This window comes from Sphingobacterium sp. E70, assembly GCF_019285695.1.
Lineage (GTDB): Bacteria > Bacteroidota > Bacteroidia > Sphingobacteriales > Sphingobacteriaceae > Sphingobacterium > Sphingobacterium detergens.
The window spans coordinates 3,841,107-3,858,303 of sequence record NZ_CP079104.1; the positions used below are offsets into that span (position 1 = coordinate 3,841,107).

The 17,197-nt window shown below is 41.9% G+C and carries 23 protein-coding genes and 3 pseudogenes; 20 read left to right on the top strand and 6 right to left on the bottom strand.

Annotated features, from left to right (window positions below; translation table 11 throughout):
• Nucleotides 1-174: 174 nt before the first annotated feature.
• Together KUH03_RS26965 and KUH03_RS26970 are read left to right on the top strand one after the other, a co-directional pair.
• A pseudogene (locus tag KUH03_RS26965) lies at nucleotides 175-2,010 on the top strand (UbiD family decarboxylase).
• Nucleotides 2,011-2,142: 132 nt separating this feature from the next.
• Nucleotides 2,143-2,417 (top strand): annotated as a pseudogene (locus KUH03_RS26970) (HopJ type III effector protein).
• 285 nt (nucleotides 2,418-2,702) lie between these two features.
• Here the strand turns inward: KUH03_RS26970 and KUH03_RS26975 are convergent.
• Both KUH03_RS26975 and KUH03_RS26980 read right to left on the bottom strand, forming a co-directional pair.
• The gene (locus KUH03_RS26975; protein ID WP_257087568.1) at nucleotides 2,703-2,921 is read right to left on the bottom strand and encodes a hypothetical protein; all 219 of its coding nucleotides are present in this window, start codon (nucleotides 2,919-2,921) and stop codon (nucleotides 2,703-2,705) included.
• Nucleotides 2,922-3,240: 319 nt separating this feature from the next.
• The gene (locus KUH03_RS26980; protein ID WP_257087569.1) at nucleotides 3,241-3,549 is read right to left on the bottom strand and encodes a Crp/Fnr family transcriptional regulator; all 309 of its coding nucleotides are present in this window, start codon (nucleotides 3,547-3,549) and stop codon (nucleotides 3,241-3,243) included.
• A 505-nt stretch (nucleotides 3,550-4,054) separates the two neighbouring features.
• Here KUH03_RS26980 and KUH03_RS26985 point away from each other — a divergent pair.
• The 6 genes from KUH03_RS26985 (at nucleotide 4,055) to KUH03_RS27010 (ending at nucleotide 8,426) form a co-directional block, all read left to right on the top strand.
• Complete coding sequence (locus tag KUH03_RS26985) at nucleotides 4,055-4,726, top strand: hypothetical protein (protein ID WP_257087570.1); 672 nt, start codon at nucleotides 4,055-4,057, stop codon at nucleotides 4,724-4,726.
• Nucleotides 4,726-5,742 (top strand): asparagine synthase B, encoded by a 1,017-nt coding sequence (asnB, locus tag KUH03_RS26990; RefSeq protein ID WP_257087571.1) that lies wholly within the window; start codon nucleotides 4,726-4,728, stop codon nucleotides 5,740-5,742. Before KUH03_RS26985 ends, asnB begins: the two co-directional genes overlap by 1 nt.
• Before the next feature lie 149 nt (nucleotides 5,743-5,891).
• Nucleotides 5,892-6,368: a hypothetical protein gene (locus KUH03_RS26995; protein WP_257087572.1), complete on the top strand. Its 477-nt coding sequence runs from the start codon at nucleotides 5,892-5,894 to the stop codon at nucleotides 6,366-6,368.
• Nucleotides 6,335-7,456 carry a M20/M25/M40 family metallo-hydrolase gene (locus KUH03_RS27000; protein ID WP_257087573.1) on the top strand — a complete coding sequence of 374 codons (1,122 nt, stop codon included), beginning with the start codon at nucleotides 6,335-6,337 and terminating at the stop codon, nucleotides 7,454-7,456. Before KUH03_RS26995 ends, KUH03_RS27000 begins: the two co-directional genes overlap by 34 nt.
• Complete coding sequence (locus tag KUH03_RS27005; protein WP_257087574.1) at nucleotides 7,456-7,959, top strand: hypothetical protein; 504 nt, start codon at nucleotides 7,456-7,458, stop codon at nucleotides 7,957-7,959. Before KUH03_RS27000 ends, KUH03_RS27005 begins: the two co-directional genes overlap by 1 nt.
• A gap of 23 nt (nucleotides 7,960-7,982) precedes the next feature.
• A complete protein-coding gene (locus tag KUH03_RS27010) occupies nucleotides 7,983-8,426 on the top strand; it encodes a hypothetical protein (protein WP_257087575.1) in 444 nt (147 codons plus the stop codon).
• Nucleotides 8,427-8,535: 109 nt separating this feature from the next.
• Here KUH03_RS27010 and KUH03_RS27015 read toward each other — a convergent pair whose 3' ends face one another.
• From KUH03_RS27015 to KUH03_RS27025, 3 genes are all read right to left on the bottom strand, one after another.
• Nucleotides 8,536-9,990 (bottom strand): prolyl oligopeptidase family serine peptidase, encoded by a 1,455-nt coding sequence (locus KUH03_RS27015; protein WP_257087576.1) that lies wholly within the window; start codon nucleotides 9,988-9,990, stop codon nucleotides 8,536-8,538.
• A complete protein-coding gene (locus tag KUH03_RS27020; RefSeq protein WP_257087577.1) occupies nucleotides 9,902-10,711 on the bottom strand; it encodes a DPP IV N-terminal domain-containing protein in 810 nt (269 codons plus the stop codon). The genes KUH03_RS27015 and KUH03_RS27020 overlap by 89 nt, the downstream gene beginning before the upstream one ends.
• A gap of 158 nt (nucleotides 10,712-10,869) precedes the next feature.
• Nucleotides 10,870-11,598, bottom strand: a complete 729-nt coding sequence (locus KUH03_RS27025) for a DUF1080 domain-containing protein (protein ID WP_257087578.1) — start codon at nucleotides 11,596-11,598, stop codon at nucleotides 10,870-10,872.
• A gap of 329 nt (nucleotides 11,599-11,927) precedes the next feature.
• On the opposite strand from KUH03_RS27025, the gene KUH03_RS27030 reads away from it, so the two are divergent.
• The 5 genes and pseudogenes from KUH03_RS27030 (at nucleotide 11,928) to KUH03_RS27050 (ending at nucleotide 13,679) form a co-directional block, all read left to right on the top strand.
• Complete coding sequence (locus KUH03_RS27030; protein WP_257087579.1) at nucleotides 11,928-12,149, top strand: dihydroneopterin aldolase; 222 nt, start codon at nucleotides 11,928-11,930, stop codon at nucleotides 12,147-12,149.
• 80 nt (nucleotides 12,150-12,229) lie between these two features.
• Nucleotides 12,230-12,604, top strand: a pseudogene (locus KUH03_RS27035) (AAA family ATPase); the annotation flags it as partial.
• Between the two features lie 25 nt (nucleotides 12,605-12,629).
• Nucleotides 12,630-12,767, top strand: coding sequence for an ATP-binding protein (locus KUH03_RS27040; protein ID WP_257097356.1), 138 nt, complete (start codon nucleotides 12,630-12,632; stop codon nucleotides 12,765-12,767).
• A gap of 470 nt (nucleotides 12,768-13,237) precedes the next feature.
• Nucleotides 13,238-13,498 carry an Hsp20/alpha crystallin family protein gene (locus KUH03_RS27045; RefSeq protein WP_257087580.1) on the top strand — a complete coding sequence of 87 codons (261 nt, stop codon included), beginning with the start codon at nucleotides 13,238-13,240 and terminating at the stop codon, nucleotides 13,496-13,498.
• 61 nt (nucleotides 13,499-13,559) lie between these two features.
• Entirely contained in the window at nucleotides 13,560-13,679 is a 120-nt protein-coding gene (locus tag KUH03_RS27050; protein WP_257087581.1) for an Hsp20 family protein, read from the top strand.
• A 237-nt stretch (nucleotides 13,680-13,916) separates the two neighbouring features.
• Here KUH03_RS27050 and KUH03_RS27055 read toward each other — a convergent pair whose 3' ends face one another.
• Nucleotides 13,917-14,210: a thioesterase family protein gene (locus tag KUH03_RS27055; RefSeq protein WP_306429810.1), complete on the bottom strand. Its 294-nt coding sequence runs from the start codon at nucleotides 14,208-14,210 to the stop codon at nucleotides 13,917-13,919.
• A gap of 148 nt (nucleotides 14,211-14,358) precedes the next feature.
• Between KUH03_RS27055 and KUH03_RS27060 the strand changes: the two genes are divergently transcribed.
• The 7 genes from KUH03_RS27060 (at nucleotide 14,359) to KUH03_RS27090 (ending at nucleotide 17,195) form a co-directional block, all read left to right on the top strand.
• Nucleotides 14,359-14,607, top strand: coding sequence for a sigma-70 family RNA polymerase sigma factor (locus tag KUH03_RS27060; RefSeq protein WP_257087582.1), 249 nt, complete (start codon nucleotides 14,359-14,361; stop codon nucleotides 14,605-14,607).
• Between the two features lie 122 nt (nucleotides 14,608-14,729).
• Nucleotides 14,730-14,858 (top strand): sigma factor-like helix-turn-helix DNA-binding protein, encoded by a 129-nt coding sequence (locus tag KUH03_RS27065; RefSeq protein ID WP_257087583.1) that lies wholly within the window; start codon nucleotides 14,730-14,732, stop codon nucleotides 14,856-14,858.
• Nucleotides 14,859-15,079: 221 nt separating this feature from the next.
• Nucleotides 15,080-15,487, top strand: coding sequence for a hypothetical protein (locus KUH03_RS27070; RefSeq protein ID WP_257087584.1), 408 nt, complete (start codon nucleotides 15,080-15,082; stop codon nucleotides 15,485-15,487).
• A gap of 80 nt (nucleotides 15,488-15,567) precedes the next feature.
• Nucleotides 15,568-15,984, top strand: a complete 417-nt coding sequence (locus KUH03_RS27075) for a hypothetical protein (RefSeq protein WP_257087585.1) — start codon at nucleotides 15,568-15,570, stop codon at nucleotides 15,982-15,984.
• Nucleotides 15,957-16,124 carry an AarF/UbiB family protein gene (locus tag KUH03_RS27080; RefSeq protein ID WP_257097360.1) on the top strand — a complete coding sequence of 56 codons (168 nt, stop codon included), beginning with the start codon at nucleotides 15,957-15,959 and terminating at the stop codon, nucleotides 16,122-16,124. Before KUH03_RS27075 ends, KUH03_RS27080 begins: the two co-directional genes overlap by 28 nt.
• Complete coding sequence (locus KUH03_RS27085) at nucleotides 16,124-16,849, top strand: AarF/ABC1/UbiB kinase family protein (RefSeq protein WP_257097362.1); 726 nt, start codon at nucleotides 16,124-16,126, stop codon at nucleotides 16,847-16,849. Before KUH03_RS27080 ends, KUH03_RS27085 begins: the two co-directional genes overlap by 1 nt.
• A gap of 88 nt (nucleotides 16,850-16,937) precedes the next feature.
• Nucleotides 16,938-17,195 carry a hypothetical protein gene (locus KUH03_RS27090; protein WP_257087586.1) on the top strand — a complete coding sequence of 86 codons (258 nt, stop codon included), beginning with the start codon at nucleotides 16,938-16,940 and terminating at the stop codon, nucleotides 17,193-17,195.
• Nucleotides 17,196-17,197 lie beyond the last annotated feature (2 nt).

Here is a 17,197-nt window from a genome sequence, read left to right on the forward strand (position 1 = left end):
CTGCTGCATGCTTGCTTTTGATGCTTGTCGCTATAAGGTTTTTTGGTTTGTGAGTTTATGCTTTTTATATAAAGCATTTGTAGTTCCCATGGAGATAAACAGGGGTGAATAATTATTTACTTCTAAATTATTCTGTTAAATTTGTGGATTAACGCGTTGATACAGATTTAATATATGGGATACAACAGTCTAGCAGCATGTGTTGCGGATCTTGAAAAACATGGTCATTTAATCCGGATTAAAGAGGAAGTCGATCCTTACCTCGAAATGGCTGCAATTCATATGCGGGTATTTGATGTTGAGGACCAGCATTGTATTTTGAAAATATCAAAGGTTCGGAATTTCCGGCTGTATCCAATCTCTTTGGTACATTGGACCGTTCGAAGTTTATGTTTCGTGATTCGTTGGATCATCTTAAAAAGTTGGTGGATGTCAAGATGAACCCGGGTGCTGTGTTAAAAAATCCATTTCAATATATAGGCTCATCCATGACTGCGCTAGGCGCCTTGCCTTGGAAAAAGAAGTCGGGCGCTCCAATCCTGCACGGTAAAACAAGCATCAGTAAGCTTCCTCAAATTGTTAACTGGCCAATGGATGGCGGTGCTTTTGTCACCATGCCGCAGGTCTATACGGAAGATGTAAATAAGCCGGGGATCATGCATGCCAACCTGGGGATGTATCGGATTCAGCTTTCAGGCAACGATTATATTCCGGACCGGGAAATAGGATTGCACTACCAACTGCACCGCGGAATCGGTATTCATCAGACAAAGGCCAATGAACTTGGTGTGCCGCTTAAGGTAAGTATTTTTGTGGGTGGCCCACCGGCGCATCCTCTGTCTGCAGTCATGCCGCTGCCAGAAGGTCTTTCTGAAATGATCTTCGCTGGTGCTTTAGGCAATAGACGGTTCCGTTATTTTTACGACGACGAAGGTTTTTGTATTTCAGCGGATGCGGATTTTGTGATTACAGGTACCGTTTATCCCAATGAGAATAAATCGGAGGGGCCTTTTGGGGATCATATAGGCTATTATAGTCTTACCCATCCTTTCCCCTTGATGAAGGTGCATAATGTATACCATAAGAAGGATCCGATCTGGTCATTTACAGTGGTAGGGCGACCACCGCAGGAAGATACTAGCTTTGGAGCGCTTATTCACGAAATCACAGGGGCAGCAATTCCTCAGGAAATCTCCGGCCTGCATGCCGTCAATGCGGTGGACGCGGCAGGAGTGCATCCCTTATTGTTTGCGATAGGATCAGAGCGTTATACTCCTTATCAACGTGTGGACCGTCCACAGGAGATTTTAACCATTGCCAATCAGATTCTTGGAAAAAACCAACTGAGCTTGGCCAAATATCTTTTTATTTCGGCATATGAGGATAATCCCAAATTGGATATCTATGATATTCCAGCTTTTTTGGACATATTCTGGAACGGATTGATCCTGCGCGGGATCTTCATTTTCAAACAAATACGACCATAGATACCTTGGATTATTCGGGCGATGGATTAAATGCGGGTTCGAAGGTCGTATTTGCAGCTGCGGGAACAAAGAAAAGGGAACTTGCACGGGAGCTACCTGCAAATTTTGATCTGCCAAGGCCTTTCAACCAAGCGAAGCTGGTGATGCCGGGTGTATTGGCAATTGATGGACAAGCCTTCACAACCTATGCAGATGGGGCTGCGGTGATTCAGGAATGGTGCCGCACAGCCGAAGGATTGGCATGGGAAGGTTTTCCGCTGCTGGTATTGTGCGACGATGCCAGTTTTACAGCAGAGACAGTGAATAACTTTGTCTGGACAACCTTTACACGGAGTAACCCAGCATTTGATATCTATGGAATCAAGAGCTTTACTGCCTTCAAACATTGGGGCTGTGAAGGACCCATTATTATTGATGCCCGAACGAAGCCGCATCATGCACCGGCATTGATTAAAGATGAAGCGGTTGAAAAACGGGTTGATCTACTGGGGGCAAAGGTGGCTCCCTCCATGGAATTATTTAGAAATTCGACAGGAAGGGCTATATACAAAGAACTTTAATAAACAACTAGCATAAAGCATATACAATTTAATCTGATGAAAACAGAAGAATTATTAGCGAAGTCAAAGGAAGCCAGCTTCAGTTTCAGGAAGTTTTGGATCATATCGCAGAACAGTATACCTATAGTCCGGCGTCATTTCAAAATGGAAACCTTAAAAACTCCACAACGGAAAATCAGGGAAGTGCGAAAGTATTGTATTTCGCTAAACTGAATAATCTTTCAGCGGCAGATACCCTGCTTTTGTTTGCTGAGCATTATCAGAATGTATTGATAACCCCGCAGGTGAGGGGCATCAAAATATCCGCCAGTTTATGGCAAATGGCTGGGATGGGGTTGTTTTTGAGGCGGATGTACTGACTGACAAATAAGTCGGGGATGTGATCTTTCATTTGAGTCAAATATAAGCCAACTGCCATTGCAGGATCTGTACACGATCCGATCAATATATAGGGGCCTCGAAAGAAGCCCCTATTTTTGTAAACTAATTTATAGTACAGCGCACCTGTCTATATTAACCTTTGCTTTCGCAATCTTCGTCTTTACTGCCACCAAAATAGACCATCCAGCAGATGCCAAACTGATCCTGGAATGAGCTGTAGAGTTCGGCAAAAATGTTTCTCCCAAGGGCATTTCCACTACTTTTGCATTGGCACTTAACGCCGTATGTAAGGTTTTTGCTTCCTCAGCATTGTCACTAACATCACATAAGTATTATTGCCCTGTACGTACTGCTGACCGAAAGCTGGGACGACATCTGCGCCCATAAGCATGCTCTCGCCATTGATGGAAATGGCTGTATGACAGATTTTGTTTTTGGCCTCATCTGGAATTGCTGGCATTTGTGGATCTGCGGGGATGTCACCATAACGCATGTATCCCGGATTTTTGGTTTGAAAACCTTCTCATAAAATGTGAAAGCCTCTTCACAGTTACCATCGAAATTTAAATAAGCGTGTAATTTTGCCATGATTTCTAATTTTTGAATATATTGATTATCTCTTGATGCGTATCTTTTTGCGTTGATACTGCTAAAGATCCGCGTTATACCTTATCTTCTCAAATTTTCTTCCAATGAGCAGTAACCAGGAGGACTGTCTTTGGACCTGAAGATAAAATTAGGCTGAAGTTTTGATAAAAATCTTGCCCTAAGGCAAGATTTGAAAAATGGACCTTCGCTGACAAGAAAAATCTTTAATTGCCGTGAACAATTTCCTTTCGGATACGGCTCAGTGAGGTATCTGTGATGCCGAGATAAGAGGCGATATGTTTTAAAGGAGCCTGCTGGATCAGGATTGGTTTTTCTTTGATCAGACGCAGGTATCGGCTGGTCGCGGGTTCGGTGATCATGGCAATAGCTCTGTTTTTGCTGTGTACCAGTTCTGCTGCCATCCATGAACGTCCCCATTCCCGAAATTCAGGAATACGATGGAATAGTTCCTGATGATCTTCAAATCGTATTTTCCAAAGCTTGGTATCTGTAAGCGCCTGAATATTTTCCACTGTGGGCGTACGCTGGAAAAAGATGCAACTTCGATAACCACATCGTTGTCACTGCAAAAGCCGATCGTGACCTCGTTGCCTTCGTAGTCGTGCAAAAAAGATCGTGTAAGGCCATATTCTATTAAATAGTAGGCATTTGAAACCTGTCCCTTGTGTAGTATAAAATCACCTTTTTTTTTATCGTAATGGCTTGGTGTTTCTCTTTTATGGAATTCAGCTCATCAGGCGTAATTGCGAGATCACTGTAAAAAGTTCCTATTAGATCCATGTCTTTGGTTTATTTGATTACTAAGTGAATTTAATGATAAATCTTGAAAGCTGTTGTTAATCTATTGTGTGATTATTGTAAATAAATAGTTGTTTTGTTGCTAATTTTATTTGTTTAAAAGGTGTTTTTTAGTAAAAGTGTAATAAAAATTAAAAATTATTATGAATTTAGTTTTTAATTGTTTTACTTTGTGTCAAGAACATAATGTAAAAACGAAATATTTAAAATTTTCATAATATGTGTGGAATTATTGGCGCTTTTGAATTGAAGCAACCTGCAGACTCATTGAGATCCCAAGTATTGGAAATGTCAAAACGTATTCGTCACCGTGGTCCAGATTGGTCTGGCATATTTACGGGCGAGAAAGCTTTATTGGCTCATGAGCGATTAGCTATTGTTGACCCGAAATCAGGTAGTCAACCTTTGTACAGTCCGGATGGCAAAGTTGTATTGGCTGTAAATGGCGAGATCTATAACCACCATGAATTAAGGAATAGCCTTCCGGATTATGCGTTCGCAACACAGAGTGATTCGGAGGTAATATTGGCATTGTATTTAGCCAAGGGACCATCGTTTGTCGATGAGTTGAACGGTATCTTTGGTTTCGCATTATATGATTCGCGTGATGACTCATTTTTTGTTGCCCGTGACCATATGGGGATTATCCCATTGTATTACGGAAAGGATGCGCAAGGACAACTGTTTGTCGCTTCTGAATTAAAGTCTTTGGAAGGTTTCTGCGAGACGATCGAGCAATTTCCTCCGGGACATTATTTATATAGTAAAGAAGGTACAACACCGCAACGTTGGTACCAACGCGATTGGGAAAGCTATGACACGGTGAAAGATAAAGAGACTGATATCGCCGTATTGCGTAAAGCATTGAAGATGCAGTACATCGCCAATTAATGTCTGATGTTCCTTATGGTGTATTGCTTTCGGGAGGTCTTGACTCTTCTGTGATTGCTGCGGTTACAAAAAAATTTGCATCTAAACGTATTGAAACTGACGATAAAGAGGACGCCTGGTATCCTCAATTGCATTCTTTTGCTGTTGGCTTGAAAGGTGCACCAGATTTAATTGCAGCACAAAAGGCTGCTGATCATATTGGAACAATCCACCATGAAATCAACTTCACCATTCAGGAAGGTTTGGATGCCATCCGCGATGTGATCTATCACCTGGAGACTTACGATGTGACGACTATCCGCGCTTCGACTCCGATGTACTTACTGGCACGTGTGATCAAATCCATGGGCATCAAAATGGTGTTGTCTGGTGAGGGGTCAGATGAGCTTTTTGGCGGCTACTTATATTTTCACAAGGCGCCTAATGCGCAGGAGTTTCACGAGGAAACTGTTCGTAAACTGAAAAAACTGTACCTCTATGACTGTCTACGTGCAAATAAATCGCTGGCAGCCTGGGGTGTCGAAGGACGTGTACCTTTCCTGGATAAAGAATTTATGGATATTGCCATGCGTATCAATCCATTCGATAAAATGATCCGTGATGGTAAAATGGAGAAATGGGTCGTGCGTAAAGCTTTTGAGGATTATCTTCCGGAAAGCATCGCCTGGCGTCAAAAAGAACAGTTCTCGGATGGTGTCGGTTATAGCTGGATAGATACCTTAAAAGAGCAGGCAGAAAGCAAGGTTTCTGATCAGGAATTTGCAGCAGCAGCCGAACGTTTCCCAATCAATACACCAAAGAACAAGGAAGAGTTTTTGTATAGAACAATCTTCGAATCGCATTTTCCTTCCGCAGCTGCTGCACAGACTGTTCCTTCAGTAAAATCTGTTGCTTGTAGCACACCGGAAGCCCTTGCTTGGGATGCTTCTTTCCAAAATCTAAATGATCCATCTGGAAGAGCAGTAGCCTCTGTGCATCAGGAGAGCTACGAAAAATCCAAAGTAGAAGCTGTTTAGATAATCAACCAACCATATACTAATGTTGTAATAGGGGTGTCCAAAGGCATCCCTATTTTTTTGGAATATGTTTTTGAATTATCTTTAGTAATTTTCGGAAAAAACCAATTCAACAGAACCTACGGAGTGGTGAACTAATTAAATTACAAATGAAACTATATACTAAACAGAGAAATTTGAAGTCTTTTGGGTTGGCATTTATGCTATTGAGTAGCTCAGCGATTTTTGCACAAAATAAAGATGCTGTTGTTGCGGCTATTGTTCAGGAAGCTCAGGCAAATTCCCAGCTCGAAAACTATGCTTTTGAACTTGTTGATATGATCGGTCCACGTTTGGTGGGGAGTCCACAGATGCAGCAGGCACACGACTGGGTGGTCAAAAAATACACCGCACTTGGTGCGGATGCACGAAATGAACCTTATGGAGAATGGCGTTCCTGGGAAAGAGGGACCTCAGCGGTAACGATGACCTATCCACGGATCAAATCACTCGAAGGGACGCAATTAGCCTTTAGTCCGATGACGAAGGAAAAAGGTGTAGAAGCAGAAGTGGTGGCGATGCCTTTGTTTAGTTCTCAGGCTGATTTCCAATCTTGGTTAAAGACGGTAAAGGTAAAATTGTCCTGATTGGCATGAACCCGATCTCGGGTCGTTCGGATGCCAACTGGAAGGAATCTGCCTCTGCCCAGGGTTATGAAAAATATCAGGCCTTAAAGAGTGGACAGCTCAAGCAATGGGAGCTCAGTATGACCTATACTGGGAGTACACGACGTACACTACCATTGGCATTGGAAACCGCTGGTGCTGTAGGTGTGATCGATTCTTACTGGACAGAACTGCCGGGGCTTACACGGATTTTTGATGCGAAATCGAAGCAGATTCCTGTTTTTAATATTGCTTTGGAGGATTATAGCCTCCTTCATCGTATGGCTGTGCGTGGCGTCAAACCGCGTATACTCTTGCAGGGTAAATCCAAGGAACTCGGTACAGCAAAAACTTATAATAGCATTGCCGAGATCAAAGGAAAAGAGAAGCCCAATGAGTATGTAGTTTTGTCTGCACATTTAGATTCATGGGATGGTGCTTCGGGTGCGACAGATAATGCAACGGGGGTGATTACAATGATGGAAGCAGTTCGTATCCTGCGGAAAGTATATCCCGAAAATAAAAGAACGATCTTGGTCGGTAATTGGGGGAGCGAGGAACAGGGCTTGAATGGCTCGTCGGCTTTTGTGGAGGATCATCCCGATATCGCAAAAAATATTCAGGTGGTATGGAACCAGGATAATGGAACGGGACGTATTGTGCGTATCGGCGGCAGTGGTTTTGAAAAGGCATATGAATATATCGGCCGTTGGTTACAATATCTACCCGAAGAATTTCGCAACGAGATCCAGACCAGCTTTCCGGGAATGCCGGGTACAGGCGGAAGTGACCACTCTTCTTTTGTACAAAAAGGGATTCCGGCCTTTGGTCTTTCTTCCATTTCTTGGGATTATGGAAAAGTAACCTGGCACACGAATCGGGATACCTACGATAAAATTGTCTTCGACGAAGTCAAGCAGAATGCGATTATTGTTGCGGTATTAACTTACCTTGCTTGTGAGGAGCCTGCATTGGTGTCAAGAGAGAAAATCGTATTACCTGTGGATAAAACTGGTAAACAAATGGCTTGGCCAACAAATTTACAGCCCAAAAGGACAAGCGGTAATTAATGATGAAACAGCTTGTATTTACGATCGTATTCCTTTTCTTCTTCAGTTTCGCTTTTGCCCAGATTCCCCATGGGGATCTGGATAATTATAAAAGAGAATGGATTGCCGTACAGGAAAACGCCCGACCGCTGATCGGGATACGAAGTTTTACGGTCATGGGAAGTAAATATTATCTCATAGTAGATCCAATGACACTAGAGACCCGTATTGTGGATAGTAAGTTGCTTAAAGTCCGTAGTAGAGATTCTGTACAGGTCAACAAAAGCTTAATTGGAACAGTGTATGCAAGTTGTTTTTCCATCGCGAGGAAAACCGAAAATAATCTGCAGGATGCGGGACTGAATTTTAGACTGCCCAAAGAATCTGGAATAAACTTAACGATTGATTTGTGTCCTTCCCATAAACCTTTGGACAAGGATATTTTTGAGGATGTACTATCTGCATTTAAGGGGCTGGACAGTACACTGCCATTGGCGGTGTCTGTGTCAGGAAATGGCTGTTAAATCATCCAAGCGACTTGGCCTGGTTGAAATCTTTGGAGAAAAAGGGGATCGAGATCACTTGGATTAATCATACCTATGATCATGTTTTTAACAATAAGCCATTGAGTTCTAATTTTCTCTTGTCGCAGGGTACCAACTTAAGTTATGAAATACTGGCCAATGAAAAATTGATGCTGAAAAATGGACTTATGCCTTCTGTCTTTTTCCGCTGCCCAGGTTTGGTTTCGGATCGTGCGATTATCGAAAAGCTGCTATCTTTTGGTCTAATTGCCGTTGGCTCTGATGCTTGGCTGGCTAAAGGGCAACCGGTGCATAATGGTAGCATTGTTTTGATTCATGGGAATGGTAATGAAGAGCTGGGGGTGCGGGATTTTATCAGGTTGCTCCAGACAGAATCCGACGCTATTAAAGCAAAACATTGGACACTGTATAGTCTTTCTGAAGGATTGGAACAATATTCAAATTAGCCGTTGAATCGCCTATTTTACGAATAGGCTTTCCGTTGCGTAACCCGAAAAAATACAAAGGCGCCAATCCGAAAAGAAAGGCGCCTTTGTATGATAAGCTGTTAACTATTTATTTTTTTAGATGCTGATTAAAATAATCCGCAATTTTCTCGTACATATGGATACGATCTTTGCCCATCACATTATGTTCGTGGGTAGGGTATAAGAAATAATCGACCTGTTTCCCGGCCTTAATACAGGCTTCCAAAAACTCCATGCTGTTTTGTTGTACAACCACAGGGTCTTGCGCGCCATGGATGATCAATAAGCGCCCTTTTAACTGATCCGCTTTGTTCAACAGGGATGTCAGTTTATATCCTTCAGGGTTTTCCTGAGGTGTGTCCATATAACGCTCGCCATACATTACTTCATAAAACTTCCAGTCAATAACTGGACCTCCAGCGACTGCGGCTTTAAAAATGTCGTTATGATGTAACATAAATGAAGTCGTCATAAATCCACCGAAGCTCCAGCCGAAGATCCCCATACGTTGTTGATCGACAAAGGATTTTGATTTTAGGAATTCAATTCCTTTGAGCTGATCGGCCATTTCATTTTGGCCAAGGTTACGGTGAGTAGCCGTATAAAAATCACGGCCTCGGTAATTGGTGCCGCGATTGTCCATTGTAAAAACAATATATCCCTGTTGGGCCATATAGAGATCAAAGTAACCTGCTCCACCTAGCCATTTGTTGGAAACCAATTGCGAATGAGAACCACCATACAGATAATACATGACTGGATATTTCTTGGCAGGGTCAAAATCATTTGGATAGATAATACGGCCGGTCAGTGGATATTTGCCATCAGCCGAAGTCAGTTGGACAAATTCTATTTTTGGATTATTAATTTTTCCGCTGAATGGATTGTCAGCTTTGACCAGAACAGTTCCCTTACCCGATTTGACCTCTTTGATCTGGATCATGTTTGGGGTTTTCAGGTCACTATATTGGTCATAGATATATTTGCCATCACCACTCAACGATGCCTGGTGTATACCCGATTCATTTGTTAGCTGTACTGTTTTTCCGGATTTGAGGTCTACCTCAAATAATTGACGGTCCATCCCATTGTTGGTGACACCGATATAACTTATTTTGTTTCCATCAGCTGAGAAGTCCAAGAGATTTTCTAGCACTATGTCCTTAAAGCCTAATTTTCTGATCAGTTTTCCCTCCGTATTGTAGAGATAAAGCTGGTTGTAGCCATCTTTGTCGGATTGGTAAAGAAATTGATCCGCTGTGTTTGGCAAGAAGGTAAGTGGATTTTCTGGCTCTACCCAAGTTGTTGCGGTTTCCTCAAACAATGTTTTAACCAGCGCTCCGGTTTCAGCATTGTATTTATTGAACTTGAGGTCATTTTGACCGCGGTTGAGAACGCCTACATAAATGAATTTGCCTGAAGGATCCCAGGTTACACTGGTCAGGTATTGTTCGCTATGATCTCCGGTCTGTAAGGTTACTTTTTGTCCTGTAACACTGTTGTAGACAATCAGTGTTACCTCCTCCGATTTTTGCCCTGTCATGGGGTATTTTATCCATTTGATTTCGGCAACTTTCGGACTCCATTGGGGAGTGGATAGTTGGCGACCATGGTTTCATTCTTGCGGTAGTAGAGTAATTTGTCATTTTGAGCATTCCACCACATGCCTTTTTTATACCGAATTCCTGCCGGTGGGTATAATCACTTCCATTGACAATACCTTTGTCGCTGTCGTCGGTTACCGCAGATACTTTCCCATTTTTGTCAACAATGGCGATATTATTGTCCACCAGATAAGCGATTTTAGAAAGGTCTGTGCTCAATTCGCGGTTAGCACCTTGGCTATCGTTGCCGATAAAACTTTCGATACTTTTGGATTTGACATTATAGACCACCGTATATACTTTGTCCTTCCCATCTACCTGGAGTAGGAGTGAATTGCTATCACGCCATTTGTAGTCGTAAGGAAACATGCGTAAGCTGAATGTTTCGTTTGGAATTGCAGCTTTCAAAGCTGTTTCGAGCTCAGTTTTAGATAACAAGCTCGTCTCTGTCCAATTGTTTGCTGCACTTTTGGAGAGCAGATTTTGATACGATTTATCGAGGTAAGAGAGGCTGTTTGATTTTGGTATCCAGGAAGCAGCAGTAATCGATGTTGGCGCATAGGTGCGCGGTCCGAATACCGTTTCTTCCAAATTAAGGTTTCGTTGGGCATGGCTGGTTAAGGCACTTGCCAACAAGAAGAATAGCGCAATTCTTTTCATTAGAATAATTTATTTTTAATGATGCTGAGCCGACCATAAGTGTTTTTTGCTCTTATGATGGAGTTTGCTTTTAAATTTTATAGGGCTAAATTAGGGAAATAGCCCTATAAAACCTAGTACAGAATTGTTGCTTGTGTAACTGAAATTGTTGTGTCGATCTATAGTTTGCGGAGCCAGATATTTCTAAACTGGACCAGATCACCATGATCTTGCAGGATAATGGGGCCGGGACCATGGCTCACCTGTTTCGGAAGTCCAATGTACTCTGTTGTGCCATCAATCTGGGTGTTATTCTGGACAAGTACGCCATTGTGGAGCACAGTCACTGTGCCTTTGCTGATCAATAGGCTGTCTTTGTTAAACTGGGGAGCCTTGTAAATGATATCGTATACATGCCATTTGTCCGTTACAATGACTTGAGCCAACGGCGGACGTTGCTTGTAAAGGCTTCCTGCACCACCATTGACATAGGTCGGATTGTTATTGTTGTCCAATACCTGAATTTCATAGAGCCCCTGCAGGAAAATGCCGCTATTCCCTCTGCCTTGTCCTTCGCCCTTGATGAGCTCAGGACTCTTCCATTCAATATGGAGCTGAAAGTCGCCGAAATGCTCGGTTGTCTCGATATTTCCAGTTCCGGGTTTTACTTCAAGCGTATTATTGGCAATTGTCCAGTTTGCATTCCCCTTTTCGCTCTTCCATTTGCTCAGGTCCTTGCCATCAAAAAGAACAATGGCATCACTTGGGATTCCCTTGTTGAGTGTTACCGTTGGCGGAACAGGTTTGTAATATTCTGTATCGCTGGGTTTCATATTTGTTTGGGCATAGATTGCGCTGGAACCGCATAAGATCGCCAGGGTTAGTGCCGAAGATAAAGAAAAGTTCATCTGTTGGGTTTTTGGTGTATTTAAACTTAGGAAAATTTGCCTTTATATACAATTATAATTTTAGAATAGGATCTATTTAAGTGCATGAATGTATATGGATGAGATTTTTCTCTTGTCTGATGCTATTGAAATCGTCGAAACTGTCGATTTTTTGATTTCGGAACAATTTGCTTAGGTTTGTGCATGGCAACCATTTTACAGACAGTCTCATTGAAAGAAGCGCGGTTTTATGCGCCAATTGGCTATTACGAGGAGGAGCAGATTCTCGGGAATGAATTTTTGTGTCTATTGATGTCTCTTTCCCTTTTCATAATACAGAAACCGAAGATTTGCGTAATACGCTAAATTATGAAGAACTGTATCAGATCACTGCTCGTGTGATGCAACCCAAACGGAAACTGTTGGAATCTGCAGCGGCAGAAATATTGGAACAGATTCGGCTAGGGGTACCTCATGCCGTAATGATTGAGGTTGTTATTCGCAAATCGAATCCACCTTTTGGCGGCGACTTATCCTATTCGCATGTCGGTTTGAAATACCTGAATGATTAATTTTCAAACTGGACCAGCAAAAGTTTGAAATACCTGCTTAAATTTGCGGATCCATTGTATAAAAGTGTCAAATTGTTAAGATGAATATTTACGATCTTGTTATAGCCGATAAGGAAAAGATAGCATTAGAAGATGTTTTTTTAGCGGAAGATAGCCGGCAGAAACTGCAGCAGCTGATTAAGGAGCATCGCTATATTCGAGAGCTCTCGCAATATGGTCTGCCTGTAAGCAACAAGATTCTATTACACGGTTATTCGGGTTGCGGAAAAACAACGACGGCAAAAGCGTTGGCGACGGCACTCGACAAACCGATCTATATCTTGAATCTGAGTAACTTGATCTCATCCCGCATTGGTGAGACTTCACAGCATATCAAGCAGGTCTTTGACAAGGCAGGACGTGAAAAGGCTGTACTGTTTCTCGATGAATTTGACCAGATCGGAAAAGCACGGATCAGTGAAGAGAAAGATGTAGGGGGAGATGCGCCGCCTGGTAAATACGATTATCCAACTGATCGATTATTTTCCGGCGGAAGCTGTATTGATCGCGGCAACCAACCATCCCGAGATATTGGATACAGCAATTATCCGGCGATTTTCAGCTTCGGCTGGCTTTTGAATTACCCACTCATGCACAGCTAGATGCCTATTACGCTAAATTATTTTCTCCTTTCCGCAATATGATGCATTGGTATCACGGATTTATGATGTTTCTATGCAGAGGCAAAAGATTATATCTACGATGCTGTTAAATTTTTGCTGATTAAGGCACTGGAACAACAAGAAAGACCAGAACCAGAAGGGTAAAGCGCTAAGGTTAATGTTTTGTAAAATTAAATCCGCCCGAAAACAGTTTGCCTACTGCTACGTTAATGCTATACCGAGTAGTGGGATCATGTCTTCCAAGCAATGACAATATCGCGCCCTTTTATGGAAGGTTTTTAAGTGTTTTGTGTCAAAATGTCGCTTTAAATTATTTGAAAATGACATTTTGTCTTTGTTTTGCAACTGGTACGTGAATTGAATATCCCTAGAAAAGAGTTAGAAAATAAAGCTTAACAAAAAATAAAAAAATTAGGAGGACAAAAAATGGCATTAATTAAATTCCCTACAAAAAGTTTAAATACCGACGCAGTAAATCCATTTGTAAATACTGTATTTGACAATCTATTCAATGATAATTTTATTTCAGATCGTTTGGTTTCACGTGTTCCAGCGGTGAATATTTCGGAGTCCGAAAAATCATTTAAGATCGAAATGGCAGCTCCGGGATTGGATAAGTCAGATTTTAAAATCAATGTGGATAAAAATCTGATCACTATTTCTGCAGAGAAAAAGAAGAGCAAGTAAGTGAAGAAAACTATATAGCAAGAAGGAATTCAATTATAGTTCATTTTCAAGATCATTTACCTTGCCTGAAACGGTTGACTATAGCAATATTGAAGCAGCCTATGAAGGTGGAATATTGATTTTAACTGTTGGCAAGAAAGAAGACGCTATTATCGCAAAGCGTTTGATCGAAGTAAAATAGTTCGTACGCCCATATGATAGGCGCATCCTGACCGACGGTCAGTTGATACTCAAATAAGATAGTTTTTTAGGTTAGTTTATGTTTTGATCCTCGGAATACAAAAATATTCCGAGGGATTTTTTTATCCAATCTCTTCATATCCTACCGCACGTGGTACTTTGGCAAGATAGGGCTCCATTTCTTCCGGTAACTTGGTTAGTTTTCGCAGCTTTAAGTCAAGCCAAGCGCCATCAACGTTTACTGTACAACATAATGTGCCATCCTGGCGATAAACCTGATGAATAAAAAAGAAAAACGACTATTGATTTTATTGTATTTAGTCAATTCCACTTTTACCTGAACGTATTCATCCAGATGTACCTCCTTAGCGTAGATCAATTCTTCCCGAAATAGAATCGGTCCGATCTGAAACTGGGCGAACTTGTCCAAAGAAAAACCCATTTTGTTCAACATGTTGCTTCGTGCCTGTGCACAGATATCGGCATAGGCAGAATGACGCATGTGCCGATTGGCATCTATTTGTGCCCAGATGACCTGTCCTCATAAAATATATTTTCCATAATTATTATCGTGATTTGCCTCCTTTTTATGAACAATTTACATATTTTTAAATTAAGCTGTAACACTTTGTTTGTTTGCTATACTTATTACCTGAAAAGATCTTAAAGAAAATTTACCATTGGCTCATTCGGAAACAGAATTTCTTCAGTTGATTGACGAAAATAAAGGAATTATCGTCAAGGTGAGCCGTATGTATATGGATGACCAGGATGGACGGCAAGATCTTTATCAGGAAATTGTGTATCAGCTCTGGAAGTCTTACGCAACGTTTAAGCAGCAAAGTAAATTTTCAACATGGATGTATCGTGTTGCATTGAATACCGCGATGGTATTTTTAAAGAAAAAAAAAACACCAGATTTACGATAGCCTGGAAGAACGGCATGATTTTCCGGACGAATCTTATAATCCGGATAAAGATGAACAGCTCAAAATATTCTATCAGGCGGTGCATGAATTGAATGCCGTAGAGAAAGCGTTGATCTTTTTTTTTGGAAGGCCAGAGCCATCGCGAAATCGCTGCGCATCTTGGTATATCCGAAGTCAATGCACGGGTAAAATTAAATCGTACAAAAGAACGGATTCAACAAATCATTAAAAAATACAATTATGAATTTTGATGAATTAAAAAATCTTGGCAGGAACAGCCTACAGATGAGGATTTACAAAATCCAAATCTCAAACATTATAAGGAGGTCGGCAATATCATGGCCAAGCTGAGACGCAATATCAAGCGGGAATTTGTGTCCTGGGTGGTATGCATGTTTTTCCTGATTGCTGTGCCTATGTTGCCGGTTTATAAAATCTCAGGGTATGCAGCTTTTGCGTATTACTTTTTATTGTGCAGATCTCGCTGTCGAGCCTGTTGTATTACCGCAGGTTCTATTACCTGATCAAAAGTGCCAAGCAGATTGATCTTTTGGCATCACGTGAACATCTTCTCAAGCTGTATTACGATCTCAAATATGCCGTGGAGACCTATCGTATCGTTGCCTATGTGATGATTCCGCAAGCCTTGTTTCTTTATCTCATTATGATTGGTCAAAATAGGGCGGTCGCTTGGTTTGAGAAATTATATAACTTCAGACAAACCCTTCAGCTGGATCCCAATTTTATATTATGGATGATCCTTTCGGCACTTATTTCGATCGTTATTATCGTGTTGATTACCGAGTTTATGATCCGTGCCTATTATGGGGATTATGTCAAACAGATCAAAGAAAACCTGGATCAGATGGAAGCGGAATAAGGGAATGATGCGAAAAAGGTAAGGTATTTGTGTTTTTCGGACTTGGATATTTCGTATCTTGTTATCGAAAATCCTTGTCCATGATGTACAATCCGACCAAGAAGTTACAGCGTAGTTCCCAAATCTTAAGCATATTAGCAAAATATGGTTTCAAAGATGCCATTGCCCGATTGCCATGGAAAGGGCCAAGAGCGAGTTTAGAGCGTAATATAGATGTTGATAAAATCAGTGTATATACGCGTATTCGCATGGCTTTGGAAGAGCTCGGACCAGCCTTTATCAAGTTGGGACAATCGGCTTCCACCCGTGAAGGTTTGCTCCCAAAAGATCTTGTCGAGGAACTCAAAAAGCTCGAAGATAACGTCCCGCCCTTTGAAGTCGATATTCAGGAATACCTCGCTGAAGAACTTGGATTGACATCACCGAACAATTTGAGACCATCGCGTCGGAGCCCTTTGCTGCTGCATCTATTGCGCAGGTCTATCGGGCGACGTTGAAAGATGGCACAAATGTCGTCTTAAAAGTGCGTCGACCAGGAATAGATGAGGTCATGCGTGTTGATCTTGCGCTCATGCGTGATATCGCCAAGATTCTGACCATGTACAATGACGCACTGGAAAATCTCAACCTTTCCTGATCGTAGAATCTTTCGCCATGACCCTGCAAGAGGAAATGTCTCTGGTCATCGAACGCCATAACATTGAGCGCTTTGCTAAAAATTTTAAAGGCAATAAACTGATCAAGGTGCCCAACGTGTACCCTGATATGTCCTCCGACCGCGTGCTCTGTATGGAGTATCTCGATGGTTTCAAAGTGACAGATGCCGTGGAAATTAAACGACGGGGAATGGATGTGGAAACCTTGGTGAAAAATGGGATCAACCTATATCTGGAACAGGTGATTATCCACGGTTTTTTTCACGGTGATCCGCACCCCGGTAATATGATGGTAATGCCCGATGGGCGTATTGCCTTTCTGGACTTTGGCAACATGGGCAAATTGCTCGGAATTGACCGACGACAGCTTGAGGAGTTTATCCAATCAGCGATTTCCGAGGATGCGGTCCGACTGGCGGATGTTATTGAGGACGTGGCTGTAGTGAGTCATATCCCTGACCGAAATCAGTTTGAACGCTCCCTATATGAAATATTTGACATGATTGATAATGTTTCCTTAGGTGATCTCAGTCTTGATCTGCTGTTCAATAAACTCTGGAAGATCATTGGTGATAATCGCTTGTATTTTCCGGAATATATCTATCAGCTCATGCGGGGTATCTCTTTGATGGAGGGAATCGGCCGCCAGCTTTATCCTGATCTCAATATCATGGAGAGCATTAAGCCTTTGCCCGACGGATCATGATGGAACGGCTGTCGCCAGAAGCGATTTTCAAGAAGGGAAAACATAAGATAGAGTCTTTCGCACGTGATGTCGAAAACTTCCAGAGGATATGCGGGCTTTGGTACGCTTATTCCGTACGGGAAATTTCACCTTGAATCATCGTCTGATCAGTGCCCGGTCCTTCAATGCCATACTTCGTAAAGGGGTCAACCGCATTGTGATCGGTATCATGTTTATGTCCCTCAACTTACTGGGAGGAATGGTGATTGTGGCGCGTATTGAACCGCAATGGTGGGGCATTCCGTTTTTGCCTGGATATGTCTGGGCTCGGCCTGGGTCTTTGCGGTCTATTTATTTATTGCCATGATC